General features: G+C 67.7%; 23 protein-coding genes and 2 pseudogenes. 11 read left to right on the forward strand and 14 right to left on the reverse strand.

All coding sequences use genetic code 11. From position 1 onward, the window contains the following. Positions 1-8: 8 nt before the first annotated feature. Genes BN4346_RS41840 through prpD form a run of 3 tightly spaced genes read right to left on the reverse strand, consistent with a single transcriptional unit; the run spans position 9 to position 3552 of the window. Positions 9-1139 carry a bifunctional 2-methylcitrate synthase/citrate synthase gene (locus BN4346_RS41840; protein WP_067975639.1) on the reverse strand — a complete coding sequence of 377 codons (1131 nt, stop codon included), beginning with the start codon at positions 1137-1139 and terminating at the stop codon, positions 9-11. Then, a complete protein-coding gene (gene prpB, locus BN4346_RS41845; RefSeq protein ID WP_067975642.1) occupies positions 1136-2050 on the reverse strand; it encodes a methylisocitrate lyase in 915 nt (304 codons plus the stop codon). The genes BN4346_RS41840 and prpB overlap by 4 nt, the downstream gene beginning before the upstream one ends. Next, the gene (prpD, locus tag BN4346_RS41850) at positions 2047-3552 is read right to left on the reverse strand and encodes a 2-methylcitrate dehydratase PrpD (RefSeq protein WP_067975645.1); all 1506 of its coding nucleotides are present in this window, start codon (positions 3550-3552) and stop codon (positions 2047-2049) included. The genes prpB and prpD overlap by 4 nt, the downstream gene beginning before the upstream one ends. A 120-nt stretch (positions 3553-3672) precedes the next feature. On the opposite strand from prpD, the pseudogene BN4346_RS41855 reads away from it, so the two are divergent. Then, positions 3673-5100: pseudogene (locus tag BN4346_RS41855) on the forward strand (short-chain fatty acyl-CoA regulator family protein); the annotation flags it as partial. On the opposite strand, the pseudogene BN4346_RS41860 reads toward BN4346_RS41855, so the two are convergent. The 3 genes and pseudogenes from BN4346_RS41860 to BN4346_RS41870 form a co-directional block, all read right to left on the reverse strand. After that, positions 5032-5535, reverse strand: a pseudogene (locus tag BN4346_RS41860) (DoxX family protein); the annotation flags it as partial. The pseudogenes BN4346_RS41855 and BN4346_RS41860 overlap by 69 nt on opposite strands. A gap of 9 nt (positions 5536-5544) precedes the next feature. Continuing rightward, positions 5545-6768 carry a WS/DGAT/MGAT family O-acyltransferase gene (locus tag BN4346_RS41865; RefSeq protein WP_067975647.1) on the reverse strand — a complete coding sequence of 408 codons (1224 nt, stop codon included), beginning with the start codon at positions 6766-6768 and terminating at the stop codon, positions 5545-5547. A 30-nt stretch (positions 6769-6798) separates the two neighbouring features. Then, positions 6799-7692 carry an alpha/beta fold hydrolase gene (locus BN4346_RS41870; RefSeq protein WP_067975649.1) on the reverse strand — a complete coding sequence of 298 codons (894 nt, stop codon included), beginning with the start codon at positions 7690-7692 and terminating at the stop codon, positions 6799-6801. Between the two features lie 72 nt (positions 7693-7764). On the opposite strand from BN4346_RS41870, the gene BN4346_RS41875 reads away from it, so the two are divergent. Continuing rightward, entirely contained in the window at positions 7765-8616 is an 852-nt protein-coding gene (locus BN4346_RS41875) for an alpha/beta fold hydrolase (RefSeq protein WP_067975652.1), read from the forward strand. Beyond that, the gene (locus BN4346_RS41880) at positions 8617-9441 is read left to right on the forward strand and encodes an adenylate/guanylate cyclase domain-containing protein (RefSeq protein ID WP_067975655.1); all 825 of its coding nucleotides are present in this window, start codon (positions 8617-8619) and stop codon (positions 9439-9441) included. It abuts the gene before it with no gap. A 6-nt stretch (positions 9442-9447) separates the two neighbouring features. Here BN4346_RS41880 and BN4346_RS41885 read toward each other — a convergent pair whose 3' ends face one another. Then, complete coding sequence (locus tag BN4346_RS41885; protein ID WP_096867723.1) at positions 9448-9609, reverse strand: hypothetical protein; 162 nt, start codon at positions 9607-9609, stop codon at positions 9448-9450. 38 nt (positions 9610-9647) lie between these two features. Between BN4346_RS41885 and BN4346_RS41890 the strand changes: the two genes are divergently transcribed. Continuing rightward, entirely contained in the window at positions 9648-10325 is a 678-nt protein-coding gene (locus BN4346_RS41890) for a guanylate cyclase (RefSeq protein ID WP_407695149.1), read from the forward strand. Between the two features lie 54 nt (positions 10326-10379). Here BN4346_RS41890 and BN4346_RS41895 read toward each other — a convergent pair whose 3' ends face one another. Together BN4346_RS41895 and BN4346_RS41900 are read right to left on the reverse strand one after the other, a co-directional pair. Further along, entirely contained in the window at positions 10380-10700 is a 321-nt protein-coding gene (locus tag BN4346_RS41895) for a putative quinol monooxygenase (RefSeq protein ID WP_067975657.1), read from the reverse strand. Positions 10701-10705: 5 nt separating this feature from the next. Continuing rightward, positions 10706-11218: an OsmC family protein gene (locus tag BN4346_RS41900; protein WP_067975815.1), complete on the reverse strand. Its 513-nt coding sequence runs from the start codon at positions 11216-11218 to the stop codon at positions 10706-10708. Positions 11219-11321: 103 nt separating this feature from the next. On the opposite strand from BN4346_RS41900, the gene BN4346_RS41905 reads away from it, so the two are divergent. Then, a complete protein-coding gene (locus BN4346_RS41905; RefSeq protein ID WP_067975660.1) occupies positions 11322-11675 on the forward strand; it encodes a Fe-S protein in 354 nt (117 codons plus the stop codon). A gap of 76 nt (positions 11676-11751) precedes the next feature. On the opposite strand, the gene BN4346_RS49775 is transcribed toward BN4346_RS41905, so the two are convergent. Beyond that, positions 11752-12975, reverse strand: coding sequence for an acetyltransferase (locus BN4346_RS49775; protein ID WP_078058785.1), 1224 nt, complete (start codon positions 12973-12975; stop codon positions 11752-11754). Positions 12976-12998: 23 nt separating this feature from the next. On the opposite strand from BN4346_RS49775, the gene arr reads away from it, so the two are divergent. Further along, positions 12999-13403: an NAD(+)--rifampin ADP-ribosyltransferase gene (arr, locus tag BN4346_RS41915; RefSeq protein WP_067975662.1), complete on the forward strand. Its 405-nt coding sequence runs from the start codon at positions 12999-13001 to the stop codon at positions 13401-13403. A gap of 373 nt (positions 13404-13776) precedes the next feature. Here the strand turns inward: arr and BN4346_RS41925 are convergent, their stop codons facing one another. The 3 genes from BN4346_RS41925 to ychF form a co-directional block, all read right to left on the reverse strand. Further along, a complete protein-coding gene (locus BN4346_RS41925; protein ID WP_067975666.1) occupies positions 13777-14784 on the reverse strand; it encodes an alpha/beta fold hydrolase in 1008 nt (335 codons plus the stop codon). A gap of 250 nt (positions 14785-15034) precedes the next feature. Next, positions 15035-15472, reverse strand: coding sequence for a VOC family protein (locus BN4346_RS41930; RefSeq protein ID WP_067975668.1), 438 nt, complete (start codon positions 15470-15472; stop codon positions 15035-15037). Positions 15473-15502: 30 nt separating this feature from the next. Next, the gene (gene ychF, locus BN4346_RS41935) at positions 15503-16576 is read right to left on the reverse strand and encodes a redox-regulated ATPase YchF (RefSeq protein WP_067975671.1); all 1074 of its coding nucleotides are present in this window, start codon (positions 16574-16576) and stop codon (positions 15503-15505) included. Positions 16577-16647: 71 nt separating this feature from the next. On the opposite strand from ychF, the gene BN4346_RS41940 reads away from it, so the two are divergent. Then, positions 16648-17706: a DUF6542 domain-containing protein gene (locus tag BN4346_RS41940; RefSeq protein ID WP_235653690.1), complete on the forward strand. Its 1059-nt coding sequence runs from the start codon at positions 16648-16650 to the stop codon at positions 17704-17706. Between the two features lie 15 nt (positions 17707-17721). On the opposite strand, the gene BN4346_RS41945 is transcribed toward BN4346_RS41940, so the two are convergent. Continuing rightward, the gene (locus BN4346_RS41945) at positions 17722-18738 is read right to left on the reverse strand and encodes a 4-hydroxy-3-methylbut-2-enyl diphosphate reductase (RefSeq protein ID WP_067975679.1); all 1017 of its coding nucleotides are present in this window, start codon (positions 18736-18738) and stop codon (positions 17722-17724) included. A 96-nt stretch (positions 18739-18834) separates the two neighbouring features. Here BN4346_RS41945 and BN4346_RS41950 point away from each other — a divergent pair, with 96 nt between their 5' ends. From BN4346_RS41950 to BN4346_RS41965, 4 genes are read left to right on the forward strand one after another with little or no spacing between them, the layout of a single operon-like run. Then, the gene (locus tag BN4346_RS41950; RefSeq protein ID WP_067975682.1) at positions 18835-19428 is read left to right on the forward strand and encodes a lipid droplet-associated protein; all 594 of its coding nucleotides are present in this window, start codon (positions 18835-18837) and stop codon (positions 19426-19428) included. Continuing rightward, entirely contained in the window at positions 19425-20615 is a 1191-nt protein-coding gene (gene xseA, locus BN4346_RS41955) for an exodeoxyribonuclease VII large subunit (protein ID WP_067975684.1), read from the forward strand. Before BN4346_RS41950 ends, xseA begins: the two co-directional genes overlap by 4 nt. After that, complete coding sequence (locus BN4346_RS41960; protein WP_067975688.1) at positions 20605-20847, forward strand: exodeoxyribonuclease VII small subunit; 243 nt, start codon at positions 20605-20607, stop codon at positions 20845-20847. The genes xseA and BN4346_RS41960 overlap by 11 nt, the downstream gene beginning before the upstream one ends. Positions 20848-20890: 43 nt before the next feature. Beyond that, a complete protein-coding gene (locus tag BN4346_RS41965; RefSeq protein WP_067975691.1) occupies positions 20891-22000 on the forward strand; it encodes a 3-beta-hydroxysteroid dehydrogenase in 1110 nt (369 codons plus the stop codon). The last annotated feature ends 182 nt before the right edge of the window (positions 22001-22182 follow it).

Raw genomic sequence — 22182 nt, forward strand, 5'->3', positions numbered from 1 at the left:
GGCGAACCTCAGAGGGCGCCGACGACGCGCTGCGGGCTTCCCGAATAGGCGCTCAGCGGGCGGATCAGCGCGTTGGACGCCGTCTGCTCGATGATGTGCGCGGTCCATCCGGTGATGCGACTCATCACGAACAGCGGAGTGAACATCGGGATGTCGAAGCCCATCAGGTAGTAGGCCGGCCCGGTCGGGAAGTCCAGGTTGGGCTTGATCCCGGTGGCGGCAAACATCTCGGCCTCCAGGATGCGGTAGATGTCCAACCAGCGCTGACCATTACGCGCCGCCGCGACCTTCTCCAGTGCCGCTTTCATGGTCGGCACCCGCGAGTCGCCGTGCTTGTACACCCGGTGACCGAACCCCATCACCTTGTCCTTGCGAGACAGCTTGCCGTGCAGCCACTCCGCGGCCTTGGCGGGCTCACCGATCTCGATCATGTCATGCATGACCGCCTCGTTGGCCCCGCCGTGCAGCGAGCCCTTGAGCGCGCCGATAGCCGCGGTGACAGCACTGTAGATGTCGGACTGGGTGGAGGTGACCACCCGCGCGGCGAAGGTGGACGCGTTGAAGCTGTGCTCGGCGTAGAGGGTCATGGACTGCTCGAAGGCCTCCACGATGACCGGGTCGGGCACCTCGCCGAAGCACATCCGCAAGAAGTTCTCGGAGTAGCCGAGGTGGCTGTGCGGGGCGATCGGTGCCAGACCACGCCGGCGGCGCATGTCGACGGCGACGATGGTCGGCAGCACCGCGAACATCCGCAGCGCCTTGGCGAAGTTCGCCGACTCGGCGGAGTCGTCCTCAGCAGGGTCCTCGGCACCCAGGTAGCTGATCGCGGTGCGCACCACGTCCATCGGGTGGCAGTTCTCCGGGAGCTTTTCCACCAGCGACAGCAGCGACCGGTCCACCCGCCGGGCCGCCCGCTCGCGCTGGCAGAACAACGCCAGCTCGGCATCGGTGGGCAGCTCGCCGTGCCAGAGCAGGTAGGCGACCTGCTCAAAGCTGCAGTGCGCGGCCAGGTCCTGCACCGGGTAGCCGCGGTAGGTCAGCGAGTTGGTCTCCGGCACCACCTTGGAGATCGAGGTGGTGTCGACGACGACGCCCGCGAGACCTTTGCGGATTTCCGGCGCGTCAGGGGAAATCGTCATTGAGCCGCTCCTAACGTGAAGTTGAAGATGTCGTCGTCGAACTGGTTGTACTCGGCGTAGCGCAGCAGCTCGTAGAGCCGACTGCGGTGCTGCATCTGGTCCAGCAATCCGGATTGTGTTCCGGCCGTGTCGATCTCGCGTAGACCCACCTCGACGGCGAACATCGCCAGGCGCAAGGTGGTGACCGGGTAGATCACTGCGTTGTAGCCGAGGTCGGACAGTTGCGCGGCGGTGAGCAGCTCCGATTTGCCGAACTCGGTCATGTTGGCCAGCAGCGGCACATCGACTGCGGCGCGGAACGCTTCGAAATCTGCCGGCCCGCGTAGCGCTTCGGTGAAGATCAGGTCCGCCCCGGCGTCGGCGTAGGCTTTCGCGCGGTCGATCGCGGCGGAAAGGCCTTCGATGCCGGCCGCATCGGTGCGGGCGCAGATGACGAAGTTCGGGTCCCGGCGCGCGGCGACCGCGGCGCGCAGCCGCTTGACCATCTCACCTGCCGGCACCACGGCCTTGCCGTCGAGGTGCCCGCATCGCTTCGGATTGACCTGATCCTCCAGGTGGCACCCGGCCAGCCCGGAGTCTTCGAGCACCGTGATGGTGCGAGCCGCGCTCATCGGCTCGCCGAAACCGGTGTCGGCATCAATGAAGGTGGGCAGGCTGGTGGCGGCGGCGATCTGCGCACCGCGCCCGGCCACCTCGGTCAACGTGGTCAGCCCGATGTCGGGCAGTCCCAGGTCGGCCGAGAGCACCGCGCCGGAGACGTAGACGCCCTCGAATCCGATCTCGGCGACCAGCTTGGCGACTAGCGGCGAGAACGCCCCCGGGAACCGTTGCAGCTCAGAAGATTGCAGGCCGGCCCGAAAGGCTGCCCGTTTGTCCGACGGCGCCGAGGCGGCCCCGAGCAGCCCACTCACCGGAAGATCCCGTCGGGGGTTGCCGGCGCCTGGTCCAGCACCGACTGCTCGACCACGATGTTCAGTCCGCTGAGTTCGGAACCCGCCAACCCCACTAAACCTTCTGCGGCGGCCAGGAAGCGCTCCTGCTCGGCCGTAGTCACGATGCCCTCGGCGAGTTCGGTGAACTTGCCGATGTACTGCTTGCGCTCGAACGGCCGGGCCCCCAGCGGGTGCGCGTCGGCGATCGCGAGCTCGTCGGTGATCACTTCCCCGCTGGCCAAGGTCACCTCGGCGCGCGCCCCGAAGGCCTTCTCGTTCGGGTCGCTCGAGTGGTAGCGCCGGGTCCACTCCGGGTCCTCGACGGTGGAGATCTTGCGCCACAGTGCGATGGTGTCGGGGCGGTGTGCACGCTCCGGGGAGTACGACCGCACGTGGTGCCAGCTGCCGTCCTCCAGTGCGACGGCGAAGATGTACATCACCGAGTGGTCCAGGGTTTCCCGCGAGGCGTCCGGGTCGAACTTCTGCGGGTCGCCCGAGCCGGTGCCGATCACGTAGTGGGTGTGGTGGCTGGTGTGCAGCCTGATGGTGGCCACCTGGCTCAGGTCGCCGATCCGCTCCCGAAGCCGCTTAGCCAGGTCGATCAGCGCCTGGCTCTGGTACTCCGCGGAGTACTCCTTGGTGTAGGTGTCCAGGATGCCGCGCTTGGCCTCGCCGGGGCCGGGCAGCGGCACCTGGTAGGTGTGGTCTTTGCCCGACAGCATCCAGGCGATGACGCCGTCTTCGCCCTCCCAGATCGGGGCCGGCGCACCCTCCCCGCGCATCGCCCGGTCCACGGCCTCGATGCCGACCTTGCCGGCCCAGGCCGGCGCGTAGGCCTTCCAGCTGGAGATCAGGCCCTTGCGGGACTGGCGGGTGGCGGTGGTCAGGTGCAGCGCCTGGCCGACCGCCTGGTAGATCACCTCGGGGTCCAGCCGCAGCATGGTGCCGATTCCGGCAGCCACCGACGGTCCGAGGTGGGCGACGTGGTCGATCTTGTGCTCGTGCAGGCAGATGCCCTTGACCAGGTCGACCTGAATCTCGTAGGCGGTAGCCAGGCCGCGGATCAGGTCAGCGCCGGAGAGCCCCAGCTGCTGGGCTACCGCCACCAGCGGCGGGATGTTGTCGCCGGGGTGCGAGTACTCGGCGGCCAGGAAGGTGTCGTGGAAGTCCAGTTCGCGCACCGCGGTGCCGTTGGCCCAGGCGGCCCATTCCGCCGAGTAGCTGCCTTCGACGCCGAAGACCGCAGCGCCCGGAGTCGAGGGGTGCGCCAGCGCTTGACGGCGGGCGACGGTCACCGGCCGGCGCAGCACCGAGGCAGCACTGACCGCCGCGTTGTCGATGATCCGATTGATCACCATTGCGGCGGTGTCGTCGGGTACGGCCACCGGATCGGCGGCAACTTGCGCGATCTTCCAGGCAAGGTGCTCGGAGCGGGGGAAGTCATCGGCACTGCGGCGGGTCTTCACGTCATGTAGCTGCATATTCCACACCCTACGCACGACAGTTCGACCCCGATATGCACGGAAAATGCGTATTAATGCGTCCTAAGTTGGCCAGAATTGCGAATGTTGCGAATGCATTCGCAAGTTACGCTTCATGACATGGCACCCACCACGACCCGGACTTTCGCCGGGGCCCGGCTGCGACGCCTGCGCGAGGACCGCGGCCTCACCCAGGTGGCCCTGGCACGCGCGCTGAATCTGTCGACCAGCTACGTCAACCAGCTCGAAAACGACCAGCGGCCGATCACCGTACCGGTGTTGCTGGCGCTCACCGACCGGTTCAGCTTGCCCGCGCAGTACTTCTCCGGGGACGCCGACGCCCGGATGGTGGCCGAGCTGCGCGACATGTTCACCGCAACCGCCGGCGAACACGCCGCCAGCGACAGTCAGATCGAGGAACTGGTCGCGCGGATGCCCGATATCGGCAACAGTCTGCTGACCATGCATCGCCAGCTACGCGGTGCCACTGAGGAATTGGAGTCCTATCGGTCACAGATCTCGGGCGACTCGGCGCAGTCGGTGGCCCGGCCCATGCCGTTCGAGGAGGTCCGCGATTTTTTCTACGACCGCAACAACTACATCGGTGAGCTCGACAACGCCGCCGAGAAACTGTTCGTCGAGACCGGGATGCGCTTCGGCGGCTTGGACATTCAACTGTCGACGCTGATGGCCGAACGATTCGACATCACGGTGGCGATCGTCGATGACCTGCCCGCGGGAACCAAACGGGTCTTCGACCCGGCGACTCGGGTGCTGCGCATCGCGCATTGGCTGCTAGCCGGTCAGCGGGCCTTCCAGATCGCCACTCAGCTGGCACTGCTGACGCAACAGGAGTTGATGTCGGACATCGTGGCCCAAGATCAGTCGTTGAGCCCGGAGTCCCGCGGTGTCGCCAAGATCGGGTTGGCCAACTACTTCGCCGGAGCGTTCCTGTTGCCGTATCGGCAGTTTCAGCGTTCCGCCATGGACCTGCGCTACGACATCGACCTGCTGGGACGCCGCTTCGAGGTCGGCTTCGAAACGGTGTGCCACCGGCTTTCGACACTGCAACAGCCCGGGCGGCGCGGGGTGCCGTTCATCTTCGTGCGTACCGACAAGGCGGGAAACATCTCGAAGCGCCAGTCAGCCACCGCGTTTCACTTCAGCCGGGTCGGTGGCAGTTGTCCGCTGTGGGTGGTGCACGACGCGTTCAGCCAACCGGGCCGGATCGTCACCCAGGTCGCGCAGATGCCCGATGGCCGCAAGTACTTCTGGATCGCCACCACCACCCCGCCCGAAGGGCGCGGCTATCTGGGGCAGCACAAGACTTTCGCCGTCGGGTTGGGTTGCGACCTGGCGCATGCCGACAAGCTGGTGTACTCCACCGGCGTCGCCCTGGGTGACGCGGCCACCGTGGTGCCGATCGGTGCGGGGTGCAAGATCTGCGAGCGCGAGGCGTGCCCGCAGCGCGCGTTTCCGTTTCTGGGCCGGCGGGTGGTCGTCGACGAGAACGCCGGCAGCGGGCTGCCTTACTCGCCGGCCGACCGAGATCCACAGGCCCGGCCAGCCGTTCTTCCAGCAATGGCAGAACATCTGGTGGTCCACGCTGAGATAGCCCGGCCCGAGCATCGCCACCACGACGGCGCCGGTGGCCAGCACCAGGTTGTACTCCCAGCCGTTGGTCAGCACGAAGAAGCCGTTCGAGCGGTGCACGGTCCACACCGCCACCGCCATCAGGGCCACGAATCCGGCGGCGGCGATCGGGGTCAGCAGCCCCACCGCCAGCCCCAGCCCGGCGGTGATCTCCGCGGTTGCCGCCGTCACCGCCTGGAACTTGCCGTGCTTCATCCCGATGCTTTCGAACCATCCCGCCGTGCCGGGGATTCGGCCTCCGCCGAAGAACTTGTTGAACCCGTGCGCCGCCATGGTCAGACCCAGGACCAAGCGCAGGAGCAGGAGCGCGACATCAGTAGCAGTGACCATCTGCTCAAACTACAACGCAGTATCGAGCAGTCCTAGATATCCCTCGATATCGCCGACCGCCGATTCGGCGGCATGCACGCTGATCACCACGGTGTCGCCGATGCCGTGCACCCCGTGGGTCAGTCCCATCGCCGGGGACAACGATGGAAACCCCGCGGTCAGCTGCACCGGCACCGCACCGAAGCGCAGGTCCGCGGCGCCGCGGTGCACGCTGGAGACCACGGTGTTGCCGGTGACCCGCTGGGGCCGGGCTTCCAGGTCGAAATTGTCGATGCCCCAGCGCAGCAGGACCGCGGGTGTCGCGGCAAAGGCCCGATCGGCCGCGGACGCAGCCGGGTGGCGGCCGCGGAGCCGGCCCCCGGCGATGTCGGCGGCGATCCGGTCACAGCGGGCATCGTGACCCAACAGCGGATACAGCCCGACCGGAATATTGCCGAAGTGGTTGTGGGCTTGGCGCTCACCGGCTTTGGCCATCGGTACTTCGGCGCCCAGTTCATCGGAAGGCTCGTCGAGATACTCCGACAGCGCCGCCGATACCGCTGACAGCACCGCCACGGTCACGGTCGGCCCGCGCAGTTCGTGTCGCTGCCGCACCAACGTGCGCACGACCCGGCCGCCGGCCGGCCGGTTGTTGGTGGCCAGCGGCGGGCGATCGTGCACCGGGGGCGGCAAGAGCCCGGCCGCAGTGTCAGCGACCCGGCTGCGGTGGGCGCGCGCCGCGACAACCGCGCGCCACGGCAAGAAACCACGGCCCGGTGTTGGGACCCCGGCCACCGGTGCGGCCCGGCCGAACAGCCAGGCAGCCAACGCCGAAGCCCGCCCGCCGTCGGCGAGGGCATGCGCCACTTGCAACACCGCCACCGTGCCCGCGCCGCGGTGCCCGGGAATGTCGTGGACCGGGGCGAACACGTGCAACCGCCAGGGCGCCACCCGGACATCGACCTGGTCGTCGATCAAGCTCACGACCGCATCCAGGCAACCGGCCCAGCTGTCGCCGGGGGCGCGGTGCCGGCTCGCACCCAGCGGCTCGGTGGTCGACACCCACCGCGGGTAGCGCAGTGCACCGGCATCGGCGACCCGGATGGCCAGGTCCGGAATCAACCGGGCCCGGTCGAGCACCGCGGCGATCGCGTCGTCGAGGTCTGCCGGCACCCCGGCGAAGGCGTACAGCAGGAACTGGTCACTGGGGATCTTCGCGGACATCCAGTAGAACTGGGCGTCGATCGCGGTCATCCGCTCGCCGCGCGTCAGGTCAAGCCCCGCTCATCGGGCGAGAAAGGGCAGCACCCGATCGGCGATCTCGTCGGGCTGCTCGAGTTGCAGGAAGTGCCCGGCGTTCTCGACGACGGCTACCGCACTGCCCGCAGGCAAGGCCGGCTGCACCCAGCGCGTCAACGCCGGCGACATGCAGCCGTCGGTACGCCCGTGCAGGTACAAGCTCGGCAGCTGTGGGAGTTGCAGCCAATACCGGTGCAGATCGGCGTAGCGGTCGGGAGCCCGTAGGCTGCGCAACGCCCGGTACGGCCCGAGCGCTGCACGCCAGCCTTCCGGCGTTCCGATGGCCGCGTCGACGTGCCGCAGGTCCTCTTCGGCGGCATATCCGGGCGACCACCGCCGCCACAACAGCGGCAGCACCCATGCGGCGGATCGGTCCGGCAGCCACGGCAGTTGGAAGTAGCTGATGTACCAACTGCGCAGCAACTGCGCCGGCAGGAGGCCGGCCAAGGTGAGCCGGTCCATCCCACGGACCGCGCGAAGCGATGCCGGCGGAGGCACCGACATGATCACCGCCTTGGCGAACGGACTGTTTGGCATCGCGGCTAGCCCGGTGGCCGTTATCGCGCCCCAGTCGTGGCCGATCACCACGTCGCGTCCGGTCCCGCCGACGGCGGCGTACACCCGCAGCGCGTCGTCCATCAGCGCGCCGATGTGATAGCTGCCGTCGGCGGGGATCGACGACGGCGCGTAGCCCCGCATGAACGGCGCCACCACGTGCCAGCCGGCCGCGACCAGCCGCGGCGCCACCCGGCGCCATCCGTAGGCGGTGTCCGGAAACCCGTGCATGCACAACGCCACCGGGTCACCCGGTGTCCCCCAACTCAGTGCCTTGAGCGCGACCCCGGGCGTAGACACGTCGATCCACCGCGGTTCAGTCATCACATACCCCTCAGACCGGGCCGGGCAGGCGTTTCCCTCCGCCCTGTCGTTCCAACTATCTACCATCTTGAGATGCGCACAGCCCAGACCGTCGAATATGACGGCGTCGGCGGAGTAACGCTGGTCGCCGACGAGTGGAACCGGGGCGCCGCCGAAGCCGCCGAGCATCCGACGATCGTGATGCTGCACGGCGGTGGACAGAATCGGCACTCCTGGCACAAGACCGGCCAGATCTTGGCCGACCGGGGCTATCACGTCGTCGCGCTCGACACCCGCGGCCACGGCGACAGCGACCGCGCACCGAACGCCGACTACGCCATCGAGACGCTCACCGCCGACGCGGTCGCGGTGATCGAGGCGATCGGCCGGCCGGTGGCACTGATCGGGGCCAGCATGGGCGGGCTGACCGGCATTCTGGTGGCCGATGAGGCCGGGCCGCAGCGGGTGACCAAGCTGGTGTTGGTCGACGTGGTGCCGCGGTACGAGAAGGACGGTAGTGCCCGGATCCGCGACTTCATGTTCGGCCACATCGATGGCTTCGATTCCCTGGAGCAGGCCGCCGACGCGGTGGCCGCGTACTTGCCGCACCGGGCCAAGCCCCGTAGTCCCGAGGGGCTGAAGAAGAATCTGCGCTTGCGCGACGGCCGCTGGTACTGGCATTGGGATCCGGCGCTGATGACCAAGCCCGGGGACGATCCGGCGCTGCGTACCGAGAAGATCGAGGCCGCCGCCATGGGGTTGCAGATTCCGATCCTGCTAGTTCGCGGCAAGCTGTCCGACGTGGTCAGCGCCGAAGGTGTCGCGGACTTTCTGTCCAAGGTCCCCGGCGCGCGCCTCGTCGAGTTGTCCGACGCCGGGCACACCGCCGCCGGCGACGACAACGACGCCTTCAGCGCAGCCGTCGTCGAGTTCGTGTCCGGCTGAATGTTCGGGATCGGATGGCTGACACCGACGCTGCTGGCGGCCGGTGTGCTGGCGGCGGTGGCGGTCGCCGAGGCCGTCGCCCTGGCGGTGTTGACCCGACAGTTGCGGCAGACGCAGGCCGAGGTCGAGGCACTGCGCGGTCAGGTCGACACCCGCAACCTGTTGCTGGCCGGCGGACGTGAGGCCGTCAAGACCGTGTGGCAGACCGCGAACCTGGTGCGCAAACACGGATTTGGTGCGGCGGTGCGCAGCTCCATCGAAGACCTCGCCGACTGGGCGGAGGTGGAACGACCCGATCTGGCCCGGCTGACCCCGAACGGGCATGTGGTGGTGCTGTTCACCGATATCGAGGGATCGACCGCGCTCAACGAGCGGATCGGTGATCGCGCCTGGGTGAAGTTGATCGCCCGGCACGACCAGATGGTGCAGCGTCTGGTCGCGCAGCACTGCGGGCATGTGGTCAAGAGCCAAGGCGACGGCTTCATGATCGCGTTCGCCCAGCCCGAACAGGCGGTGCGCTGCGCCATCGACATCCAGCACGCGCTGGCCTCGCGCCGCGGTCGCAAACCGCAGCACCCGATCCGAGTCCGGATCGGGGTGCACATGGGCCGCTCGGTGCGCCGCGGTGACGACTTGTTCGGGCGCAACGTCGCGATGGCCGCTCGAGTGGCCGCGGCCGCCGAGGGCGGTCAGATCCTGATCAGTGGACCCGTGCGCGACGCCGTCAGCGAATGCGACGACATCACCGTCGGTGCCGGCCGTGACGCCGAGCTGAAGGGCTTCGCCGGCACGCACCGCCTCTATGCCGTCGACGTCACCGATTAGTCCGCGCTAGTCTTCCCCGCCCGCCGCGGCCAGCCGCTCGTGTAGCCGGGCGCGGATTTCCTCGGGCGTGTAGGCCCGTCGCCGCCGCTGGTCCCGCGCCACCAGCACTCCCCCGGCGGCAACCCCGACCACGCCCGCCAGGCCGATCCATTTCCAGATGCTGCGCACGCTCACACTTTAGGGTGCTGAGCGTGGACGAACACACCGTGACGTTGGAGCGTGCGCTGGCGGAGACGCGCACCGGAGACATCTGGCTGTTCCGGGGCCGCTCCGGCCCAGACCGCGCCATCCAAACGCTGTCCAATTCTCCGGTGAACCATGTCGGGATGACGGTGGCCCTCGATGACCTGCCGCCGCTGATCTGGCATGCCGAGCTCGGCGACAAGCTGCACGACTTCTGGACCGGCACCAATCACCGCGGCGTGCAGCTCAACGATGCCCGGGCAGCGGTCGAACAGTGGATGGGCCGCTACGAGCAGCGCTGCTGGTTTCGCCAGCTCAGCGGGACCATCACCCGCAAGCAGGAGAACCACCTGTTGCAGGCGATCGCCCGGATGGACGGCACCGCGTTTCCCACCACGGCGCGGCTCACCGGCCGCTGGCTGCGGGGGCGGATGCCGACCCTGGCCGACTGGACCCGCGGCATCCCATTTCTGGACCGCAAAGTCCACGAGATCACCCAACGCCGCAAGGCCCGCAACAACAAGGTCGCGCTGCAGACCGCCTACTGCGCCGAGACGGTAGCCATCACCTACGAGGAGATGGGGCTGCTGTCCACCGACAAGAATTCGAACTGGTTCGACCCCGGGTCGTTCTGGAGCGGCGACATCTTGCCGTTGGCCCCCGGCTATCAGCTCGGCCGGGAGATCGTCGTCGTGCGCTGATTGCGATTTCGGCGCGGTTTCGCCCGCTCAGCGGGAGTTATCGCGCCGAAATCGCTAGACCGTCAGCTCACCCATCGCCGACCAGTCCGTCGCGTCGATCTGCTGGCTGATGATCTTCGGTGTCGACACCAGCGCCTGCGGCATATCGGCCATGGCCTGCTTGAAATGCTCGCTGTTGACGTGCGCGCCGCCGGCGTCGCCGTCCCGGAAGGCCTCGACGAGCACGTATTCGTTCGGATCCTCCAGGCTGCGCGACCAGTCGAACCACAGGTTTCCCGGCTCGGCGCGGGTGGCCGCGGTGAAGTCGGCCACCAGCTGCGGCCAGCGCTCGGCCCACTCCGGCTTGACCGCGAACTTGACCACGATGAAGATCATCGCCGCTACCCGATTTCCAGCGTGCTGCACACCGGAGTGACGTTGGTGGTCAAATCCAGTATCGGGCAGTGCTTTTCGACCACCTGATGCAGTTCCCGGTAGCGCTCCTCGGTCTCCGGGCCGGTCACGGTGACGACCACGCGCACCTCACTGAAGCCCGGGCGCACCGAGTCGTCCAAGCCGAAGAACCCGCGCACGTCGAGGTCGCCCTCGGCGCGCCCGGTGATCTCGTCGACCGCGATACCCAGCTTCTCGGCCCAGTACCGCCACGTCACGATCTGGCAGGACAGCAGCGATCCCAGGTAGTACTCGACCGGGTTGGGGGCGGTGTTCTCACCGCCGAGCGCCGGCGGCTCATCGACCTCGACGCTGTAGCGGCCCATGGTGATGGTGCTGGCCACTGCATCGTGCGCGACGGCCGAGGCGCGGAAGACGACCTGGGAGCCGGCGGGGTCGGCGGCGGCCGGGTCACTGGTGGCGGCGACGACGGCGGCCAGGCGGGTTGTCGAAGAAGTCATGCCGGTAAGGGTAGAGACCCCGGCGACCGGGCGGTGAACCACGCGACCCCCGGGTCGCCGGATCGAATACCATTTGCCGCCGCCAGGGGCTAGCCTGAGCGACGTGGAGGTACTACGGCACGTAATAGTTCTGCTGCATATCGTCGGATTCGCGGTGACGTTCGGGGCGTTGATCGCCGAAGCCGCGGCACGGCGCTTCCAGCTCACCCCGGTGATGGACTACGGCGTCGTCTTATCGCTGCTGACCGGACTGGCGTTGGCTGCCCCGTGGCCTGCCGGAGTGGTGCTCAACTATCCCAAGATCGAGATCAAGCTGGTGATCCTGATCGCCCTCGGTGCCGTGCTGGGCATCGGCCGGGCCCGGCAGCGCAAGTCGGGAGGGGAAGCCCCTCGCCCGCTGTTCTACGCCGCGGCCGCATTGGCGCTGACCGCCGCGGGTCTCGCCGTCATCTGGTAGTCGGCCCGGTTCAGCCATTCAATCTGAATGATCCGAACGGACGCCAACCGTCAGCGACCAGCTCGCTCCCGGAAGGCTAGCCGCGGTCCCCGACAATGTCATTGGCCTGGTGGATCAGGCCTACCAGCGTCGGAATCAACGCCACGACGTGGTCGTAGTGGACGCCCCAAGTCACCTGGACAAGCCCGAGATAGTCCTGTCCGGCCAGCTCCAGCAGGGCACGATCCCGGCCTGCCAATCTCGGTGCGACACGTTGCGCGGCAACATCCTTGGCGACGATCTGTCCGGTCTCGATCGTGACCAGCATTCGAGCCAAAGTCAGCAAGAAGAACCGCTCCTCGCCCGCCGGATCGTTCATGAGCTCGGGCAGCAGCGCGAGCTGGGCGTGCCGGAGCAGCTCGGGCGGCACCGGAGCGACCAGAGCGTCGAGCGGCTGGCCACGCAAGACCCGGTGAGCACTTTGGGCGGTGGCCAGCAGCACCACCACGTCGGGATCGGGAACGGCAGTCGGGACCTGGCCGTCCAGCAGCTCCGCGCGCAGCCATTCGCCGAATTGGAAGTCGCGGCGGGGTGTCTGCGGCAACGGATCGACGTCGGCTACGACGAGGCTGGTCAGCTCCAACGGCCGACGGTCGGCAACCTCGGGGAATTGGGCGGCATGCCCGCTCCACCCGGACACACTCAGCAGCATCGAGACCAGCGACGCCCGCTCGGCCTCCGACAGCGGTGTGCGTGTGAGAACCAGCAGATCGACGTCGCTGTCCGGCCGCAGCCCGGCGGTGGCCGCCGAACCGTAGAGATAGGCCCCGACCAGATCTGCAGGCCGGTGCTCGTCCAGATAGCTCAGGACCGGTGTGAGCAGTGCCGCCATGTGCAGCAACGGGTATGGCCGACCCGCCTCGTCACGCTCGCTACGTCCCGTGACGACGAATCCGCGCCGAGTGTAGAACTCGACCGCCTGCTCGTTCTGCTCGTTGACCTCGACCAGGCAGATCCCCGGCTCGGCGAAAGCGTGATCGAGAAGTGCTGTCCCGACTCCGTGGCCGCGGGCGCCGGCGTGGACGAACAGCATCTCCAGGTGCTCCCCCGCCGTGCCGGCGAACCCCACCGGGTCACCGTCGATCTCGGCGACGGTGAGGCGAACGGCCGGAAAATAGGTATCGGCCAGCTGACTCTCGATGGCTGCGCGGTCGGGTTCTGCCAGAAAGTCGTGGGTGGCGTCGACGGCGCTGCGCCAAATCTGCACCAGCCGGGGGTATTCGGCCGGGCCGGTGCAGTCTCGAATCCGCATATCGCTCATTGGCGCACTCTGGTTTGTAACCTGTGGAGGTGGACGAGGGGCCATTCTTTCACGGAACTAAGGCCGCACTGGTGGTTGGGGACCTGCTCACCGCGGGCTTCCGATCGAACTACCGGCCCGAAATCGTCATGAACCACATCTATTTCACCGCTTTGCGCGACGGTGCCGGGCTGGCGGCCGAGCTCGCGGCCGGCGACGGTACGCCGCGGGTGTATCGGGTCGAGCCGACCGGCGAATTCGAGAACGACCCCAACGTCACCGACAAGAAGTTCCCCGGCAACCCGACCCGCTCGTATCGCAGCAGTGCACCGCTACGCGTCGCCGAAGAGATCATCGATTGGCCGCGGCTGACGCCCGAGGCACTTCAGGAGTGGCGTGATCGGCTCGCCGCGCTGCGCGCTGACGGGCTCGACGAAATCATCAACTGAGCGACGCTCCCGAAGACGCCGCGTCCGGCAACCGCACGCTGGAGAACGGAGGCACCGACGGCGGCCACTGCCCGGTAGGGGCTGATCGCGTGCTCGATGGACAGCCGCAAGGTGTCGATCAGCCCGGTCACCTGCCGGCGCCTAGCACGAAGCTTCACCAGGTAGTGGCCTCCTATGCAAGCCGCGGCCACCACCACAACAATCCACAGCACAGCCGCGACCAGGTAGATCGCCTCAACCACCGACATGAGGATGAGCCTCCCCTATCGCCGTCGCGGTGAGGTCACCGGCGAGACACACGTCGGCGACGTATCCGGCGCGGATGGGTTTCAACCTCAGACAGTAGAGAACTGGCGGCCGCCAAAATCCACTCTCAGGTGACGCTGCGGCCGTCTGTCAACGCGCGCAGCAACTCCTCATCCAGATCCGCCACCGCTGGGTCGGCCGCTCCGTCGGTGAGCAGCCGACGCCACCGTTCCAGATCGAAATCCAACGGCACCGTGCTGGTTATGAAGTCGTCGACGAGGTCGGCGAACCGTAGCGGGTCGTCACGGAACGGGAAATGACCGGAATCGACGAAGGTTTCCAGCCGCGAATGCGGCATAGCGGCGTGTGCGAGCTTGGCGTGCGAATACGGCAGCACCAGATCGTGGGTCCCCCAGACGATCATGACCGGAAGCCGTTCGGTGAGATAACTGCGGTCAAGCATGGTGACCATCTGCCCGCGCCAATCCACCACGGCACGCAGCGTCCGCACGAACGCCGCCCGCTTGTTCGGCGAACTCAAATCACCTAGCACCCGCAGGATCTCGGGTAGATCGACCAGAGGCGCCGGCAGGTTCACCTTGTCGATCCGACCCCGAACCATCCGAAGCGCTGTCTCCAATCCTGGCACTGAAAGTGCGGCCAGCGCCTGCGGTGCGGCCGGCAGCGACGCCAGCCGCAGCGCGGGGTTGACCTCGCGCTTTACACCGCCGGCGGCCACCAACACCAGCCGCTCAACCATCTGTGGGTACTGGTAACAGAACTGCATCGCCACCCCGCCGCCCAAGGAGTGCCCGATAACCGTTACCTGGTCAAAATTCAAGACCGACAGCAGATCTCGCATGCCGTTGGCAAACGCGGCGACGGAATAGTCAGCGCGCGGCTGATCCGAGAGTCCGTGACCGAGGAGATCGGGGGCGATCACCGTGTACTTCTGCGCCAGCAGCGGGATCAGCGGCTTCCAGGTCGACGAATTGTCTCCAATCCCGTGGATCAGCAGCAGCGGCGGCCCGTCCCCGGCCACCCGATACGCCCGGCGATATCCGTGGACGGTTCGGTATTCGACTCGGACCGGATCATCTGAGACCGTGCGCAATCGAGGCTTACGCGCAACCATTCGGCGCTCCCTCCATCGGCAGTTACCGACAGCTAACCGCCTGTTGGCCCGTTGCGCACTCGATGTTTCGAGGATTTAACGCGCGACCCGTTCCCACCCCCGGCCCGCTCGCATCAAACCCGTTGTAAGCAACGTCACGAGCACCGCCGTGCCTGCGTCACCCGCGATGACAAACTCACTGTCCGCTTCGCCGCCACCATCGAAATCGCCGGCAATCAACCATTGGCTTAAACGACCCGCTAATCATTAGTCAGGTATTCCCCAGCTCCTCGGCGAGCATGACGATGATTCCGCTGGGACCGCGGACATAGGTGAGCTTGTACACGTCGTTGTAGTTGGCCACGCCGCGGAGCGGGTGACATCCGTGCTTCGCGGCTATACCGAGAGCCTCGTCGATGTCGTCGACCGAGAAGGCGACGCGGTGCATGCCAATTTCGTTCGGACGCGTCGGATTCGACTCGATGGCACGGGGGTGGATGTACTCGAACAGCTCGATGCGGCCCTGGCCGTCCGGCGTCTGGAGCATCGCAATGTTGGCGTGGTTACCGTCGAGACCCACCGCGATGTCGGTCCATTCGCCGCTCACGGTGTCACGTCCGACGAGTGTCAAACCGAGGTCGGTGAAGAAGGCGATTGTTGCTTCGAGGTCGTCCACCGCGATGCCGACGTTCTCGAGTTTGATGGCCATGCGCTAGACGCTAACGCGCAGGCAGTCCACCTACACGTTAAACCGGAACTCGACCACGTCCCCATCGGCCATGACGTAGTCCTTGCCCTCCATGCGCACCTTGCCGGCGGCCTTGGCGGCGGCCATCGATCCCGCCTCGACCAGGTCGTCGTAGGAGACCACTTCGGCCTTGATGAAGCCCTTCTCGAAGTCGGTGTGGATCACCCCAGCCGCCTTGGGCGCAGTGTCGCCCTGATGGATGGTCCAGGCCCGCGCCTCCTTGGGTCCGGCGGTCAGGTAGGTCTGCAACTTCAGGGTGTGAAAACCGGCCCGCGCCAACGCATCCAGGCCGCGCTCACTCTGTCCGATCGACTCCAGCAGCTCCATGGCGGACTCGTCGTCAAGCTCGGCGAGCTCGGCTTCGATCTTGGCGTCCAGGAACACCGCGTCGGCCGGGGCCACCAGCTCGCGCAACGCGGCGACCCGCGCGGCATCGGTGAGCACCGACTCGTCGGCGTTGAACACATACAGGAACGGCTTGGTGGTCAGCAGGTTCAGCTCGCGCAGCGGCGCGGTGTCCACCCCGGCGGCGAACAGGGTCTTGCCGGTGTCGAGGATCGCCGCGGCGGCCACCGCAGCCTCGTGCATGGGCTTGCGGTCCTTGTTGTTGCGGGCTTCCTTCTCCAGCCGCGGGACCGCCTTCTCCAAGGTCTGCATGTCAGCGAGGATCAGCTCGGTGGCAATCACCTCGATGTCGGCCTCCGGGTCCACCTTGCCGTCGACGTGCACCACGTCGTCGTCGGCGAAGACCCGCACCACCTGACAGATGGCGTCGCACTCGCGGATGTTGGCCAAGAACTTGTTGCCCAGGCCGGCCCCCTCCGAGGCGCCCTTGACGATGCCGGCGATATCGACGAACGTCACCGGCGCGGGCAGGATGCGCTCGGAACCGAAGATCTCCGCCAGCTTGTCCAGCCGGGGGTCGGGCAGCGGCACCACGCCCTCGTTCGGCTCGATCGTCGCGAACGGGTAGTTGGCGGCCAACACATCGTTGTGTGTCAGCGCGTTGAACAGGGTCGACTTACCGACGTTGGGCAACCCCACGATTCCCAGGCTCAGGCTCACGGGAAGCCAAGTCTAGAGCCCGTGGCGTGCCGCCGTGCGCCCCCGCCGCCGCCAGCCGGTACCGTCAGTGTGTGGCAGTAGCGCGGGAGAAGTCGGCAGTGGCCGCTGACCACCGTTCGATCTTGCCGAGCATCGCCGGTTTGCCGTGGTGGAGTGCCGTGGCAGTGGCGGTGGTCGCCTCAGCGATCGGAGTGGCGTTCGACGCCGGCTCCGGAGACAAAGAACTGACTATCGTCTTCTCCGCCCTCTACGCGATGGGCTGTATCGCCGCGGTGCTCATGGTCCAGCAGTCGGCGGTGTTCACCACGGTGGTCCAGCCGCCGTTGATCCTGTTCATCGGCGTGCCCAGCGCGTACTGGTTGTTACGCGGTGGCGGGTTCCCCGGCCTCAAGGCCATCGTCATCAACTGCGGCTATCCCCTGATCGAACGCTTCCCGCTGATGCTGTTCACCGCGGCGGCCGTGCTGCTGATCGGGATGCTTCGCTGGTATCTCGGGATGCTGGACGGCACCGCCAAGCGCGATACCCGCGATGCCGAGGACGACGGCACACCGAAGCGGACCACGCTCAGCGACCGCATCGGCGCCATGCTCACCTCGGCCCTCAACCGTAACCCCGCGCACGCCATCGAGCAGTCGGCCTCTCGCGAGCAGCGCCCGGGTCGGCGTCCCCGCCGCGCCACCGCGGAATCCCGTCGGGCCGCGCGGGCAGCTTCCGGGTCCCGATCACGTACCGGCTCCGCCCAGCGACGCGGCGGGGGCGACGCCCGGCCCCCGAGGCACATGACGAGCGCCAACCCCGCCGGCGTCCGGCGCCCGACCGGCCTGACGAGCCCCGGCGACGCCCGCGCCCGCCCCAGGACGCGCCGCGCTCAGGTGACCCGCTCTCCAGGGCCACCCGGGATCCGCATCCGCGCAGCTACCGCCCCTCCGACGCGTCCGAATCGATGCCTCGGCGCCGGCCGGCTCCGACGAGCGCCGAGGGCCGCGGCAACGGAACCGGCACTCGGCACCCCGTTTCCCAGGTGCGCTACCGCAGGCCAGGCGCCGACGAGGCCGACGCGCAACCCCGCACCCGCTCCCGTCAACCGCACGACGAAGCCGACTCCTGGGAGTTCGACATCTAGCTGAGCCGACGGCTCGCTGTCAGCGGCGACTGGGCCGGATCTCGCGGGGCAAGGCGAACACCAAGGTCTCATTAGCGGTGGCCACCGGGAACACCGTGCCGTAGCCGTACTCGCCAAGTCGCTCCAGCACACCGCGGACCAGGATCTCGGGCACCGACGCACCTGAGGTGACGCCGATGGTCTGCACCTCGCCGGCCTCGGGCGCCAGCCACGCCGGGTCGATGTCGTCGGCGTAGTCGACCAGGTGGGCCGCGCGGGCACCGGCACCCAGCGCCACCTCGACCAGCCGGCAGGAGTTCGACGAGTTCCGCGAGCCCACCACGATCACCAGCTCGCACTCCGGGGCCATCGCCTTGACCGCGGTCTGGCGGTTCTGGGTGGCGTAGCAGATGTCGTCGCTGGGCGGGTCCTGCAGGTTCGGGAAGCGTTCGCGCAGCTTGAGCACCGTCTGCATCGTCTCGTCGACGCTGAGCGTGGTCTGCGACAGCCACACGATCTTGTTCTCGTCGCGGACGGTCACGGCGGCTACAGCATCTAAGCCGTCGACCAGCTGCACGTCGTTGGGGGCCTCGCCGATGATCCCGACGACCTCTTCGTGGCCGGCGTGGCCGATCAGCAGGATGTCGTAGCCGTCGCGGGCGAATCGTTTGGCCTCGTTGTGCACCTTGGTCACCAGCGGGCAGGTCGCGTCGATCACCCGCAGGTTGCGGTCGGCGGCCGTTTCATGCACGGTCGGGGCCACGCCGTGCGCGGAGAACACCACGATCGCGCCTTCGGGGACCTCGTCGGTCTCGTGCACGAACACCGCACCCTTGTTCGTCAGGGTGTCCACCACATGCTTGTTGTGCACGATCTCGTGCCGCACGTACACCGGGGCACCGTGCTTCTCCAGGGCCCGCTCGACGGTCTCCACCGCCCGGTCCACGCCCGCGCAGTAGCCGCGTGGCTCCGCCAGCAGCACCCGCTTGCCGGCGGGGGCGCCGCCCACCCGCGCGGCTGAACTGTAGGCGATCTCCACGTCGACGGTTTGGGGCATGGCAACCAGGGTACGGTCTGCCGATACGAGACCGCCAGCTCGCGTTACGCCGGTCAGTACTTGGAGATGACCGGCAGGTAAGGCAGGCTGGGGGCCATGGCAACTGCACCCTTTGGAGTCCGGCTTCTGGTCGGCGCGGCCACCGTCGCGGTCGAGGAGACCCTGAAGCTGCCGCAAACCATCCTGACCTACCCGATGACGCTGGCCAGCCAGGCCGCGCACGCGGTGATGCGCTGGCAGCAGGGTGTCGCGGATCTGGTCAACAAGGGCGACACCACCCTCGAGTCGCTGTTCCCGCCGAAGGACGAGCAGCCGGAGTGGGCAACCTTCGATGATGATCTCGACGACAGCTTCGATGGCAGTGCCACAACGTTCGACGACGACGACACCGGCCCACGCACCGAAGGGCGGTTCGCCCTCTATTCGTTCAGCGAAGACGGGGCCACCCCGCCGGCCGATAACGAGGCTCCGGCCAGCCGGAATGGTGCCGCAGACCCGGCGGTGCCCACCCCCGACCTGGTCGACGAGCTCGACTACGGCTCGCTGACCCTGGCCCAGCTTCGGGCCCGGCTGGCGTCCCTGAGCCTCGACGAGCTGGAGACCCTGCTCGCCTACGAAGAGGCCACCAAGGCCCGGGCACCGTTCCAGACGCTGCTGGCCAACAGGATCACCCGCACCACCGCGAAGTGAGCGCCCCCGCGCCGGGCGAATCCGCCGAGAACCCGTTCCCGGTCCGCGCGGTTGCCATCCGGGTCAAGGGCTGGATCGACCGGCTGGGTTCGGTGTGGGTGGAAGGGCAGCTCACCCAGATCAATCTGCGCCCCGGCGTACGGACCGTCTTTATGGTGCTGCGCGACCCCGCCGCCGACATGTCCCTGACCGTGACGTGCAGCCCCGAACTGGTAGCCGGCGCGCCGGTCAAGCTGACCGAAGGCACCCAGGTGGTGGTCTGCGGCAAACCCAACTTCTACACCGCCCGGGGCACCTTCTCGCTGCGCCTGAGCGAGATCCGTGCTGTCGGCATCGGTGAACTGCTGGCCCGCATCGAGCGGCTGCGCCGGCTGCTGGACGCCGAGGGATTGTTCGATCCGCGGCTCAAACGGCCGCTCCCTTTCCTGCCGGGCACCATCGGCCTGATCACCGGGCGCGCCAGTGCCGCCGAGCACGATGTCATGACGGTGGCCGGCACCCGGTGGCCGGCGGTGCGCTTCGCGGTACGCAACACCGCCGTGCAGGGGCCGACCGCGGTCGCCCAGATCGTCGAGGCGCTGCGCGACCTGGACGCCGACCCGGCCGTGGAGGTGATCGTGCTGGCCCGCGGCGGCGGCAGCGTCGAGGACCTGCTGCCCCACGAACCCGACAGCCCGCTGTGCGATTTGGTCGCTGACCTGCGCGCGGCCACCCCCACCGACGCGGCGAAGCGGATCGTCCCGGATGCCGCCGCCGAACAGGCGCTGGTCGATGACCTGCGACGGCGCAGCGCGCAAGCGGTGCGCAACTGGGTGGTGCGCGAGGACCGCGTGCTGGCGCAGCTGCGCAGCCGACCGGTGCTGGCCGACCCGCTGCGGGCGCTGACCGAACGTGGCGAGGAGGTACGGCGCGCCCTGGCCACGGTGCGCCGTGATGTCACCCGGCTGATCGCCGTGCAAAGCGAACGGGTGGGGCATCTGGCGGCGCGGCTGGCTACCCTGGGGCCGGCCGCGACGTTGGCGCGCGGCTACGCGGTCGTCCAGACTGTCGGCGCAGCAGGGCCGCACGTACTGCGGTCGGTCGACGATGCGGCGGCCGGCACCCGCCTGCGAATCCGGGTGGCCGACGGGGCCGTCGCGGCGACGAGTGAGGGGCGACTTCTTGAAGGACCCAGCGATGGCAGCTGAGCAAGCCGATCCGGTGACACCCGTTAGTGAGCTTGGCTATGAGCAATGCCGCGACGAGCTGATCGACGTGGTGCAGCGCCTGGAGCAGGGCGGGATGGATCTCGATGCGTCGCTGAGCCTGTGGGAACGGGGTGAGCAGCTGGCCAAGCGGTGTGAAGAGCACCTGGCCGGCGCCCGGCGCCGGGTGCAGGAGGCGCTGGACGCCGAACCCGGCGACGACGCCCGGGCGTGACTTCCCCCACAGGAACTGAAACACGTTCAGTTATGCTCGCCCGATGGGTGATCCTGCACTGACTACTGAACTCGGCCGGGTACTGGTCACTGGCGGCTCCGGCTTCGTCGGCACCAATTTCGTCAAGACCCTGCTGGACCGCGGCTACCAGGTGCGGTCCTTCGACCGCGCACCGTCCTCCCTGCCCGACCACCCCAACTTGGAGAAACTGGAAGGCGACATCTGCGACCCGCAGACCGTGGCGGCGGCGGTCGCCGACATCGACACCGTGTTCCACACCGCGGCGATCATCGATCTACAGGGCGGTGCCAAAGTCACCGACGAGATCCGCCGGCGCAGCTTCGCGGTCAACGTGGACGGCACCAAGAACCTGGTCCAAGCCGGACAGCGGGCCGGGGTGAAGCGGTTCGTCTACACCGCCTCCAACAGTGTGGTGATGGGCGGCAAGGCCATCTCGGGCGGCGACGAAACCATGGCCTACACCACCAAGTTCAACGACCTCTACACCGAGACCAAGGTGGTCGCCGAGAAGTTCGTGCTCGGCGAAAACGGCGTTGAAGGCATGCTGACCTGCGCGATCCGGCCGTCGGGCATCTGGGGCGACGGCGACCAGACCATGTTCCGCAAGCTGTTTGAAAGCGTGGTCGCCGGTCACGTCAAGGTGTTGGTCGGCAGCAAGCGCGCCAAGCTCGACAACTCTTACGTGCACAACCTGATTCATGGCTTCATCCTGGCCGCCGAGCATCTGGTGCCCGGCGGATCGGCACCCGGCCAGGCCTACTTCATCAACGACGGTGAACCGATCAACATGTTCGAGTTCGCTCGGCCGGTGATGGAGGCGTGCGGCGAGCGCTGGCCCAAGATCCGGGTTTCCGGCCGGATGGTGCGCGACACCATGTTCGCCTGGCAGTGGCTGCACTTCCGGTTCGGCCTGCCCGAGCCGATGTTGGAACCCGGTGCGGTGGAACGGCTTTACCTGAACAACTACTTCTCGATCGCCAAGGCCGGCCGCGACCTCGGCTACCAGCCGCTGTTCACTACCGAGCAGGCGATGGCCGACTGCATGCCGTACTACAAGAAGCTCTTCCAGCAGGTCAAGGCCGAAGCGCATCCGCACCTGGCGACGGTGGTCGCCGAGCCTCATCCGGAATAGGGGCCTCGTGGCCGGACATGCTGGCCGAGACGGCCGCGCGGGCCGGCGCGCAGCGGTACCTTTTGCGGGTGATAGCGCCACTGATCCGGGCCGTGCTGCGAATCCGTGGGCCCTACCACCGCAGCGGCAGGACGTTCGCCGACCCATGGGGAGCCATCGCCGACAAATGGAGTGACCCACGC

This window comes from Mycolicibacter icosiumassiliensis (genome assembly GCF_900078685.2).
Lineage (GTDB): Bacteria > Actinomycetota > Actinomycetes > Mycobacteriales > Mycobacteriaceae > Mycobacterium > Mycobacterium icosiumassiliensis.

What these genes read in the sequence shown, in the direction of transcription:
- BN4346_RS41945 (WP_067975679.1), bottom strand. Translation starts at nt 18,738, where the DNA reads ATGCCCCAAACCGTCGACGTGGAGATCGCCTACAGTTCAGCCGCGCGG.
- BN4346_RS41930 (WP_067975668.1), bottom strand. Translation starts at nt 15,472, where the DNA reads ATGGCCATCAAACTCGAGAACGTCGGCATCGCGGTGGACGACCTCGAA.
- BN4346_RS41960 (WP_067975688.1), top strand. Translation starts at nt 20,605, where the DNA reads ATGGCAGCTGAGCAAGCCGATCCGGTGACACCCGTTAGTGAGCTTGGC.
- BN4346_RS41880 (WP_067975655.1), top strand. Translation starts at nt 8,617, where the DNA reads ATGTTCGGGATCGGATGGCTGACACCGACGCTGCTGGCGGCCGGTGTG.
- BN4346_RS41840 (WP_067975639.1), bottom strand. Translation starts at nt 1,139, where the DNA reads ATGACGATTTCCCCTGACGCGCCGGAAATCCGCAAAGGTCTCGCGGGC.
- prpD (WP_067975645.1), bottom strand. Translation starts at nt 3,552, where the DNA reads ATGCAGCTACATGACGTGAAGACCCGCCGCAGTGCCGATGACTTCCCC.
- BN4346_RS41925 (WP_067975666.1), bottom strand. Translation starts at nt 14,784, where the DNA reads ATGGTTGCGCGTAAGCCTCGATTGCGCACGGTCTCAGATGATCCGGTC.
- BN4346_RS41900 (WP_067975815.1), bottom strand. Translation starts at nt 11,218, where the DNA reads ATGACTTCTTCGACAACCCGCCTGGCCGCCGTCGTCGCCGCCACCAGT.
- BN4346_RS49775 (WP_078058785.1), bottom strand. Translation starts at nt 12,975, where the DNA reads ATGAGCGATATGCGGATTCGAGACTGCACCGGCCCGGCCGAATACCCC.
- BN4346_RS41950 (WP_067975682.1), top strand. Translation starts at nt 18,835, where the DNA reads ATGGCAACTGCACCCTTTGGAGTCCGGCTTCTGGTCGGCGCGGCCACC.
- BN4346_RS41895 (WP_067975657.1), bottom strand. Translation starts at nt 10,700, where the DNA reads ATGATCTTCATCGTGGTCAAGTTCGCGGTCAAGCCGGAGTGGGCCGAG.
- BN4346_RS41875 (WP_067975652.1), top strand. Translation starts at nt 7,765, where the DNA reads ATGCGCACAGCCCAGACCGTCGAATATGACGGCGTCGGCGGAGTAACG.
- BN4346_RS41870 (WP_067975649.1), bottom strand. Translation starts at nt 7,692, where the DNA reads ATGACTGAACCGCGGTGGATCGACGTGTCTACGCCCGGGGTCGCGCTC.
- BN4346_RS41865 (WP_067975647.1), bottom strand. Translation starts at nt 6,768, where the DNA reads ATGACCGCGATCGACGCCCAGTTCTACTGGATGTCCGCGAAGATCCCC.
- BN4346_RS41965 (WP_067975691.1), top strand. Translation starts at nt 20,891, where the DNA reads ATGGGTGATCCTGCACTGACTACTGAACTCGGCCGGGTACTGGTCACT.